The 10,410-nt window shown below is 59.2% G+C and carries 7 protein-coding genes; 4 read left to right on the top strand and 3 right to left on the bottom strand.

Annotated features, from left to right (window positions below; translation table 11 throughout):
* Positions 1 to 58 precede the first annotated feature (58 nt).
* The 4 genes from ACP151_RS20730 to ACP151_RS20715 all read left to right on the top strand — a co-directional run bounded on the left by ACP151_RS20730 (position 59) and on the right by ACP151_RS20715 (position 6,873).
* Complete coding sequence (locus ACP151_RS20730; protein WP_424978291.1) at positions 59 to 1,018, top strand: IS481 family transposase; 960 nt, start codon at positions 59 to 61, stop codon at positions 1,016 to 1,018.
* A gap of 362 nt (positions 1,019 to 1,380) precedes the next feature.
* On the top strand, positions 1,381 to 3,750 hold the full coding sequence (locus ACP151_RS20725) for a methyl-accepting chemotaxis protein (RefSeq protein WP_424980731.1): 2,370 nt from the start codon (positions 1,381 to 1,383) through the stop codon (positions 3,748 to 3,750).
* 352 nt (positions 3,751 to 4,102) lie between these two features.
* Positions 4,103 to 5,647, top strand: coding sequence for a CHASE domain-containing protein (locus tag ACP151_RS20720; protein WP_424980730.1), 1,545 nt, complete (start codon positions 4,103 to 4,105; stop codon positions 5,645 to 5,647).
* Positions 5,638 to 6,873, top strand: a complete 1,236-nt coding sequence (locus ACP151_RS20715) for an ATP-binding protein (protein WP_424980729.1) — start codon at positions 5,638 to 5,640, stop codon at positions 6,871 to 6,873. Before ACP151_RS20720 ends, ACP151_RS20715 begins: the two co-directional genes overlap by 10 nt.
* Positions 6,874 to 6,881: 8 nt before the next feature.
* On the opposite strand, the gene ACP151_RS20710 is transcribed toward ACP151_RS20715, so the two are convergent.
* The 3 genes from ACP151_RS20710 to glyA form a co-directional block, all read right to left on the bottom strand.
* Positions 6,882 to 7,721 carry an EamA family transporter gene (locus tag ACP151_RS20710; protein ID WP_424980728.1) on the bottom strand — a complete coding sequence of 280 codons (840 nt, stop codon included), beginning with the start codon at positions 7,719 to 7,721 and terminating at the stop codon, positions 6,882 to 6,884.
* A gap of 81 nt (positions 7,722 to 7,802) precedes the next feature.
* On the bottom strand, positions 7,803 to 8,561 hold the full coding sequence (locus ACP151_RS20705; RefSeq protein WP_424980727.1) for a DeoR/GlpR family DNA-binding transcription regulator: 759 nt from the start codon (positions 8,559 to 8,561) through the stop codon (positions 7,803 to 7,805).
* Between the two features lie 579 nt (positions 8,562 to 9,140).
* A partial coding sequence (gene glyA / locus ACP151_RS20700) for a serine hydroxymethyltransferase (RefSeq protein WP_424978941.1) occupies positions 9,141 to 10,410 on the bottom strand: 1,270 nt, incomplete at its 5' end.

Below are 10,410 nucleotides of genomic sequence, written 5' to 3'. Positions count from 1 at the left end.
GGTGTTTGATCCCATGGTTTGATGGTGCGATCTGTTCTTTGGAATGGAAGGAAGCACTATGGGACAAGTTCGTCACGGGAGCGCCACGACCACGCACGCTGTCAGAGCAGCAATACAGCGATCGCAAGCTTCGATCGCGGCGCTGAGCAAGGAACTCGGGATCAACCCGAAGACTGTTGCCAAGTGGCGAAAGCGCGAGACCGTTGAGGATCGCAAAACAGGGCCGAAAGAGCCTCGCTCAACCATTCTCAGTCAAGCCGAGGAGGCCATGATCGTCGCATTTCGGCGGCATACGCTACTGCCGTTGGATGATTGCCTCTATGCGCTCCAGCCCTCGATCCCGCATCTGACGCGGTCAGCGCTGCATCGGTGCCTTCAGCGGCATGGCATCTCGCGCTTGCCGGATGTCGGGGGCGACAAGCCTAAGCGGCAGAGGTTCAAGCGCTACCCCATCGGCTTTTTTCATATCGATATTGCCGAGGTGCAGACTGCGGAGGGCAAGCTGTATCTTTTCGTTGGCATTGACCGGACCAGCAAGTTTGCAGTCACCCACCTCGTCGACAAGGCAGATCGCAAGACCGCCTGGGAATTCCTCGAACATTTGCTCAAGGCGGTCCCTTATCGCATCCATACGATCCTGACCGATAACGGTATCCAGTTCGCCGAACAGCCACGAAACCGGAACAGAGTATACTCCCGGCAGATGCGCTTCGACATGATCTGTGAGGCCAACGGGATCGAGCATCGCCTGACCAAACCGAACCATCCGTGGACCAATGGCCAAGTCGAGCGGATGAACCGCACGATCAAAGAGGCGACAGTGAAGCGATACCACTACGAAAGCCACGATCAGTTACGAACACATCTCGGCGACTTCATGGCTGCCTACAACTTTGCCCGCAGACTCAAAACTCTCAGCGGCCTCACGCCCTACGAATACATCTGCAAAATCTGGACTTCAGAGCCAGATCGTTTCATCATCGATCCGATCCACCAGATGCCGGGACTGAACACCTAAGGAAAGGAACCGTTAATCCGGCATCGGGAGTGAAACGCCGACACTCCGATGAACAGCCAGGGAGCCTTGACGCAGCTGGCAGCTGGACCAGCCTGCGGCTTTGCCAGGATCCAGGCAGAGACTGCGGATGATTCGCACTGTGCAGAAGACGCTCCAGTTATGTTGGCCAGTTACGTTGGAATGTCTATTTTTCCGCCCAAGACAGCGATTTGGCATAAAAATCGGGAAACGCCCCTCCTTTTTAACGGCCCCGAAATAAATCCCTCTGATTGTTTTGATGTCCAGCACCTCTCCGCTGGCGATGCTAGGGGCCGCTCTAAGGCAATCCGGCAGACTAGAACGTTGATGGGAACCACGCCATTATGACTCGACTGTTTAAATTCTGGACCAACATGCGGTTGGGCCGAAAACTGCCGCTCTCCATTGCTGCGCCGACGATCTTCCTGACACTTGCATCAGGTTTCTTTTTCGCCTGGGAAGCCGGTCAGGCACTTAAGGCCAACCGGGAAGCCGCCTATTCAACCCTTTTGGAAGAACGCAAGGAAGCGCTGGAAAATTGGGTTGCAGGGCTGCGGTCCCAGACCCGCACGCTGGTTGCCAGCAAAGCTGTTGAATCGGCAGTGCGTGACTTCTCCAACGGCTTCTATGCGCTTGGTGACAACCCGGCGGAACATTTGCGCGCCGCTTATGGCACAGACAACCCCAACCCTCCGGGTGAACGTTATAAGCTTCTGGATGCCAAAGACAAATCAGCCTGGTCGATGCGCCACAAACGGAACCACGGCAGCTTTGTGACCTTCCTTGAAGAACAGGGCTTTCTGGACGCCTATGTTTTGGACATGCAAGGCAACATGATCTATTCGGTTCACAAGGGTGAAGACTTCGCCCTGAACTATCTGGACGGACCATACAAAGACAGCGGGCTGGGACAGGCTTACCGTGCTGCTATTGAGCTTGAGCAGGGCAGCGTGTTCCTGTCAGAGATGGCCGCCTATGCAGCCGATGGCGGCGCCGCCGCGATGTTCATTTCCGCACCGGTCTTCAACAGGGGCATTGCTTCCGGCGCCTTGGTGCTGCGTGTGCCGGTGGAAGAGATCGCCGGCATTCTGTCCCACTCAGCCCTGCTTGGTGAAACCGGCCAGGCCTATCTGGTCCGCAATGGCGGTGTGGCTCTGACCGCCTCGAACCGCGACGGCGGCCATCAGATTCTCTCCCAATTGCCGGACTTGAAGCAGATCTCTGCTGCAGTGAACGGCGGAGAGAGCAGTTTCTCCGGCACTCCCGGCCTCGCAGGCCAGCCGGTTGAAGCAATGGCTGCAAACGTCGGCCTGGAAGACCGCACCTGGGGCATTGTGCTGGAGGTCGACAGCGCCGAAGCCCTGGCGGCAGAGAAAAGCCTGGTCAATGCCTCCATGCTGCAGGCAGTTGGCGTTGCCTTGGCGGTGGCCCTGCTCTCGTGGGTGGCTGCCCGTAGCATTGCACGCAAAGTATCCGGCCTGTCAGACAGCGTCGAACACATCGCAGCCAAGGATTATGCCCATCCTGTTTTCGGCCATGGAAACGGTGATGAGTTTGGCAATATTGCCGGCATTCTGGAAGGTTTCAAAACCGACCTGCAAAACGCCCAGCACGCCGAGAAAAAACGTGCAGAAGCACAGCAAGAACAGGATCTTGTGGTGAATGAACTGCGCACCGGGCTGACGCATTTGGCCAATGGTGATTTCTCGACGACGATCGATGCAGCTTTTCCAGAAGCCTACAAGGGCCTTCGCATGGACTTTAACAAGACCATCACCACGCTGAACGCCACCGTGCGTGAAGTCGTAGAGGCCACCACCAGCATCCGCAACGGCACGTCCGAGATCAGCCAGGCCTCTGATGACCTGTCGCAACGCACCGAAAGCCAGGCGGCAACACTGGAGCAAACTGCCGCGGCGCTGGATGAGATGACCGCCAGTGTGAAGGCCGCCGCGAACGGCGCGCGAGAAGTCGAAACCGCCATGAACGAAGCCCGGGACGAAGCGCTGACCAGCGGCGAGGTCGTCCAGAACGCTGTAACGGCCATGAACGGCATCGAGGAGTCTTCCCGCCACATCTCGCAGATCATTTCCGTGATCGACGATATTGCTTTCCAGACCAACCTGCTGGCTCTGAACGCCGGTGTGGAAGCTGCCCGTGCAGGCGAGGCAGGCCGCGGCTTTGCCGTTGTCGCGTCCGAAGTGCGGGCCCTGGCGCAACGGTCTTCCGATGCCGCCATGGAGATCAAAACGCTGATCTCCAATTCCGGAGACCAGGTTGAAAAAGGCGTGGATCTGGTTGGTAAGGCAGGGGATGCACTGCACAGCATCGTGTCGCAAGTCTCCCATATCTCCGGTCTGGTTTCGGACATCGCCGAAGGCGCTGCCGAACAATCGACCGGTATTGGTGAAATCAATACCGGCGTCATGCAGCTGGATCAGGTGACACAGCAAAACGCCGCAATGGTTGAGCAAATGACCGCAGCAGGCCAGTTGCTGAACGGCGACGCGTCCAACCTGGCCGGGCTGGTGGCGCGGTTCAAGGTCGATGCAGAGATGCAAACATCCGCTCAGCCCGATCAGCCCCCGCAGCCAAATGTGCCGTCGGCCCACGGAACCGGCTGGGATGACGCACCCGAAGCACCGCCCGAAACACCTGTCGTCATCGCCGCTTCGGACGGCTCGGCTGCCTTGGACAAATGGCAAGACTTCTGATCCCACTCCGACAGGAACCAAAGGCTGCCGCTTTTGCCACACCTCAGTGGGCGTAGACTGCAGACGTGTTGTGGAACCCTGAATTTCAGATTTAAAAAGGAGCACAGGCGAGAACCGAACACTTTCCTTATTCAAAGGCCGAAATTGCCAAAAGGGTTTCTGAAAAATCAAAGGTGCCTGAATGGCCATTTCTAGCCCCCCCGCGAGCTGGCTGCGTGCCCTCAGCAAACGGGCTTACCTTCCAGCGCTTCTAGCCTTGGCGGTGGTCTGTGCAGTGGGGCTGTATGCTGAAAGGCAAAACGCGACGATACATGATCAGTCACAGCGCGCGGCGACCCAGCAAGCGGCAGGAATGGTCAAATCGCGCCTCGAAGGGCAACTGAACAGCGACTATCAGCGCCTGCGCGGCCTGGCAGCCATGCTGGCCACAGAACCGGGTATGGGACCTGCAAGGTTCAGCGAAATTGCGGCTCAGGTTCTGGAAGGCAAGACGGCCATACGGCATATCGCTGCCGCCCCGGGCCTGGTTGTTTCACTGGTCCACCCTATCGAGGGCAATGAACCCGTAATCGGGCTGGACTATAACAAAAATGAAGCCCAGCGCGTGGCAGCCCTCAGGGTGCGTGACAGCGGAGAAATGGTGCTGGCCGGACCGGTGAACCTGGTGCAGGGCGGCATCGGCTTTATCTACCGACTGCCGATCTTCTCTGGCGCGGGAGAACAGCGGTCGTTCTGGGGAATTCTATCTGCCGTTATCGAAACAGAGACACTCTACGCCGCGACGGATTTGAACAGCGGCGACAGGCTGGACATCGCCCTGATCGGGCGGGATGGCACCGGCGCGCAAGGGCAACAGTTTTTTGGCGCGCCCGGCATTCTTTCCGACCACCCGGTTGTTGTAGACATCATCTTGCCGGCCGGTTCCTGGCAGTTGGCAGCCCGTCCGCAAGGCGGCTGGCAGGCAGGCCACGAAAATCTGTGGCAACTGCGGCTTGCCTTGCTGGCAGCCGGAATTCTGATTGTGTTTCCAACCTATCTTGCCGGTCGGCTCTCCTCTGCAAGACAAGCGGTGATCCACAAGCTGCGCCACCGGGAGGCTGAACTGGAAGCTGTCTCCCGGCGGCTGGCGATTGCAGTCAAAACCTCCGGGGTCGGGATCTGGGAAAGCGCCATTGAATGCAATCATGTCCGTTGGGACAGCCGCATGCATGACCTTTATGGCGTGCCCGAATGCCGGGGTCCACTGACCGGGGATGACTGGGACAACAGGCTGCACCCGGATGACCGCAGCCGTGTGCTCAAGGCTCTGAGGACGGCGGAAACGGGCAAAACACATTTTGCTTCTGAATTCCGGATCGTTCTGGATGACAAGACTGTCAAACACATCCGGGCGATGGCCAATCCGTTCACAGATGCGGACGGCAGAGATTGGATGATGGGGGTCAACTGGGATGTATCCGAGGACGTCCGCCTGCGCGAAGAACTGATCCGCGCCAACCAGACCTTGTCCGAACGCAACCGGGAACTGAAGCAAGGCAAGCTGGCCCTGGAGCATGCACATACCGAACTGCAAAAACAGCAGGCGGAACTGCACCGCCTGTCGCTGGTGGCCAAACATGCCTCTGACAGTATCGTCCTGACAGACGCGCAGCGGCAAATTCTCTGGGTCAACGATGCATTCACACGGGCGACCGGCTATGAGGCCTCAGAGGCGGTTGGCCAAACCCCGTCGGCACTGCTGGACGGCCCTGGCACCGATGCCCAGATAATTCAGGAAATGAACCAGCATAAGGACCTTGGAAGTCGCTATCACAATGAGGTTCTCAACTATACGAAATCAGGCGACGAAGTCTGGTTCGACACCCATATCGTGCCAGTGATGGATCAGTGGATCTGATCATTGGTATCGAACGGGATATTACACACAGCAAGCAGCGTGAAAGCGAGCTGGCTGAAGCCAAACTGGCCGCCGAGCAGGCCGACCGGGCCAAATCGGAATTTCTGGCCAATATGAGCCATGAGATCCGCACTCCGATGAATGGCATCATCGGGATGACCGACCTCCTGGCGGAGGCCGATTTGCCACCAGATGAGCTGCAAAACGTGGAGACCATCCGCAATTCCGCCCAGTCCCTTTTGAAGATCATCAACGACATCCTCGACCTCTCACGGCTGGAAGCGGGCAAATTCTCTATTACTGCAGAAGATTTCGACCTGCGTGACTGTGTCAGCAGCGCTGCAAGCCTGTTTGACCTGACGGCCCGGCAGAAGAATCTTCCACTGGAAATCACCTACGCCGAAGGCGTGCCGGAGCGGATGCGCGGAGACGACGGCCGCTTGCGCCAGATCCTGGTCAACCTGATAGGCAATGCGGTCAAATTCACAACCCACGGAAAGATTGCCGTTCGGGTGTCACATGCGCCCGGCGATCCCTTCAATCTCTTGGTTGACGTAGAAGACAGCGGCATCGGCATTTCAGAGCGGCAGGCCTGCCACATATTTGACCGCTTCACCCAGGCTGACGCTGCCACAACCAGGGCCTATGGCGGCACGGGCCTCGGCTTGACTATTTCCAGCATGCTGGCCAAGCGAATGGGCGGCTGCATATCGGTGACATCAGAGCCTGGCAAAGGGTCCTGTTTCCGGCTGGAACTGCAGCTGTCGCCAGCAGTCAAATCACCCAGCGAAACCGCATTGCTCACCCGGCAAGACGCCCCGCAGCTCACGCCCTGCAAAGTACTGCTGGCCGAGGACAACCAAACCAACCGGCTGCTGATCCGCAAATACCTGCGCGGCCAGCCTGTAGAGCTTGTAGAAGCGGAAAACGGCCGCGCAGCAGTCGACCTGTGCAGAGACCTGCAACCCGATATCATCCTGATGGACATGTCGATGCCGGTGCTGGATGGGATCGGTGCGACCCGGGAAATCCGCAGCCTGCCGATCCAGCAGCCTGTGATTGTGGCCTTGACGGCCAATGCATTCACCAGTGATGAGCACGCCTGCCTGCAGGCAGGTATGAATCACTTCCTGGCCAAACCAGTAAAGAAGGCCGTGCTGTTGCACACTTTGGCTGTATTATTGGACGGGGCAACTGCCCTGCAGAACGATCCGGCCAGGGCCTGACAGCACAATTAGATGCCTGTCCCAATCAGGGCTACTCCGACCGCCATCAGTACCGCCGACCCCAGACGTCTCATCCAATTGCCCTCCTTGAGAAAGACAAAACCGATCAAGGCGGCAAAGATGACCGACGTTTCCCGCAACGCAGAAACCGCGCCCAGCGGGGCAAAGTTCTTGGCGTAAAGAACCAGCCCATAAGCGATCATCGACACCAGCCCTCCGGCAATGCCCAATGCCCAGGTTCTTCCGGGCAATGCCGCCAGTGTCCGGCGTCTGCGCAGGGCGACAAACCCGGCAATGAACACATGCAGAAGTGCTCCCCAGGCCCAATAGCTGAGCGTGTTTTCGGACAGCCGCACCCCAATGCCGTCGACGACAGAATAGATCGAGATGCAAACCCCAGTGCCCACGGCAAAGGCCAGGGCCGGTCGCCCAACCCCCGAGCGCAGTGCCTTCCAGCTGCTAAGCTGGATACCGATGGCAATCACTGCAATCCCGGCCCAGGCCTGCAGCGGCAGCGTCTCCCCAGCAAAGGCCATCGCCCAGATCGCAACCAGTGCCGGAACTATGCCGCGGGCAATCGGGTAGACAACGCTGAGATCCCCATGCTGATAGGCGCGGCCCAGCATGTAATAATAGCCGAAATGCACAACTGTTGAGCCCAGAATGAACGGAAAGCTTTCGGCCGAAGGCAGCGGCAGCACCGCCGCCATGGCGGCACCGGGAACCACGTGACCAAACGCCACCAGACCAAGCGTTGTGGTGCGGTCCGCCGCCGTTTTCACGATGGCGTTCCACAGCGCATGCAGCAAGGCTGCCGAAAGAATGATTGCAATAACAGGAAGCGTCATATCCGGATCTGGGCTTTTGGTTAGCCGCCAGCGGCAAGGCACATACCGCCTTGTCTGGCGCGCGCTGGACCAATCACTGTTTCAATCCCCTTTCCCAGACCTGGCGACATCTATCTTCACGCCCCAGGCCGTCAAAGCGGCAGAGATTTTCTTGCCAGGCTCCTGATCGGTAAACAACGCAGTGATCTTGCGCGGTTCCGGACCGCAGTGTGGCGCGGTTTCAGAAAATTTGGGATGCACCATCGCCATGGCGACCTGCTGGGCGCATTCGGCAGCCACGCAGGCCAGCTGGGCTTCTTCCGCGCTGTGATACAGCACGCCTTGCTTTGCCGACACAGCATCTGCCGACAGGATTGCCATATCAAGAGCAAAGCGGCGCAATTGCTGCTCGGCCACAAAGCCGAATGTGCCGCGCTCGTTGCTATGCATTTCCCCACCCAGGAAATGCAGCCGGTTTCCATTGTGATTTGCCAGACTCTGGGCCGCTACAAAAGAATTGGTGACAACGATCAGCCCTGATTTCTGTCGGAGTTTCTCTGCAACAAACGCAGTGGTGGACCCGACATCCAGAAACAAGGCCATTCCGTCACGCACATGTTCCGCAATCCGCGCGGCAATACGCGCCTTCTCCTTCTGGTTCTCGGAAATCCGGCGGGCAAAACTGGTTGCACTTTGCGGCCCCGCCAGAAAGGCACCGCCATGCACGCGCTGTACGGCTCCGGCCTTGTTCAGCGCCTTTATTGTCCGACGTACAGTTTCTTCAGAGACATCCAGCATCTTGGCCAGCTCAGCACTGCGGGCAGAGCCGCCAAGGCGGCGCAAGGCGTCTACCAGTTCCATTTCACGATGGGAAAGCGACAGAGACTCTGACAAAAGATGTTCCCGTTTGATTTGCCGATGTGCCCAGTTAGGCACGGAGGGCCCACGCTTTACAAGCTCTTCTCGCTGCGCGTTTCGACCCATCGGTTTCAGGACCATGCACCGGGGTGATGGCTTGATCGCTGGCCACCACTGCCCTGTTTTCAAACCGCCCCTCCCCTTTCGCGGGCGCGCAAAGGGGGGCTTGTATGGGGCTGGTTAATGATGCGGGCGCATGTGTAATGCGTTGTTAATAAACAAGGTTTCGCAGCGAAACCTCCGGTTGAAGATGGCTGTTTGCAGGCCGCCATACCGGTTGCAGCGTGTTGCCGGGGTCGGGGAGGTCAAATTGGGCGGGGCAATTCGGGGCGGGGCAATTTGGGCCGGTCAGCCCCGTCGGCTCTGCCGCGCCGGAGCTGTCGTGTCATTAGGGCCTACTATTAGGCCCTGTCGCATTGCGGGCCTGCCGGTCTGGGCCTGCTGCCCTCCTGCGCCCTGCCAAAGAAAAACCGCCGCAGGCCAAGGGGCCGCGGCGGTTTGCTGTTTCAGGTCCGGACCGGATCAGAGGTTCGGATACAGCGGGAACTGGCCGCAGAGATCGGCGACTTTGGCGCGCACCGATGCTTCCACATCCGCATTGCCCTCTTCACCGTTGGCCGCCAGCCCGTCGATCACCTCGATGATCAGGTCAGCGATCTGGCGGAACTCCGCCTCGCCAAAGCCGCGGGTGGTGCCGGCAGGCGTGCCCAGACGCAGGCCGGAAGTCACGGTGGGCTTTTCCGGGTCGAACGGGATGCCGTTCTTGTTGGTGGTGATATGGGCGCGTCCCAGCGCCTTGTCGGCGATGTTGCCGGTGACGCCTTTGGGGCGCAGATCGACCAGCATGACATGGGTGTCGGTGCCGCCGGTCACAATGTCCAGCCCGCCCTGGATCAGCTGATCCGCCAGCGCCGCCGCATTGGCCTTGACCTGCTGCTGGTAGGTCTTGAACTCCGGCTTCAGCGCCTCGCCAAAGGCCGCCGCCTTGCCGGCGATCACATGCATCAGCGGGCCGCCCTGGATGCCGGGGAAGATCGCCGAGTTCACTTTCTTGGCGATGGCCTCGTCATTGGTCAGGATCATGCCGCCACGCGGCCCGCGCAGGGTCTTGTGGGTGGTGGTGGTCGCCACATGCGCATGCGGGAACGGCGAGGGGTGCTCGCCGGCCGCAACCAGGCCTGCGAAATGCGCCATATCCACATGCAGGAGGGCGCCGACCTTGTCGGCAATGGCGCGGAACCGGGCAAAGTCGATGACCCGCGGGATCGCCGAGCCGCCGGCGATGATCAGCTTGGGCTGATGCTCCACGGCCAGCGCTTCCAGCTGGTCATAGTCGATCAGATTGTCGTCGCGGCGCACCCCGTAAGAGACCGCGTTGAACCATTTGCCCGACTGGTTGGGGGCGGCGCCGTGGGTCAGGTGGCCGCCAGAGGCCAGATCCATGCCCAGGATGGTGTCGCCGGGCTTCAGCAGCGCCTGGAACACGCCCTGGTTGGCCTGCGAGCCGGAGTTCGGCTGCACATTTGCGTATTCGCAGCCAAACAGCTGCTTGGCGCGGTCGATGGCCAGGTTTTCGGCAACATCAACATACTGGCAACCGCCATAATAGCGGCGTCCCGGATAGCCTTCGGCGTATTTGTTGGTCAGCACGGACCCCTGTGCTTCCATCACCGCGGCAGAGACGATGTTCTCAGAGGCAATCAGCTCGATCTCGTCGCGCTGGCGGCCCAGTTCCGCCGTGATCGACGCATAAAGCTCAGGATCGCGCTCAGACAGCGCTTGGGTGAAAAAG

It is taken from the genome of Leisingera sp. S232, from assembly GCF_049800895.1.
In the GTDB taxonomy this organism is placed as follows: domain Bacteria; phylum Pseudomonadota; class Alphaproteobacteria; order Rhodobacterales; family Rhodobacteraceae; genus Leisingera.
The sequence above is the reverse complement of the archived record's forward strand: the minus strand, read 5'-3'. Positions and strand labels throughout refer to the sequence as shown.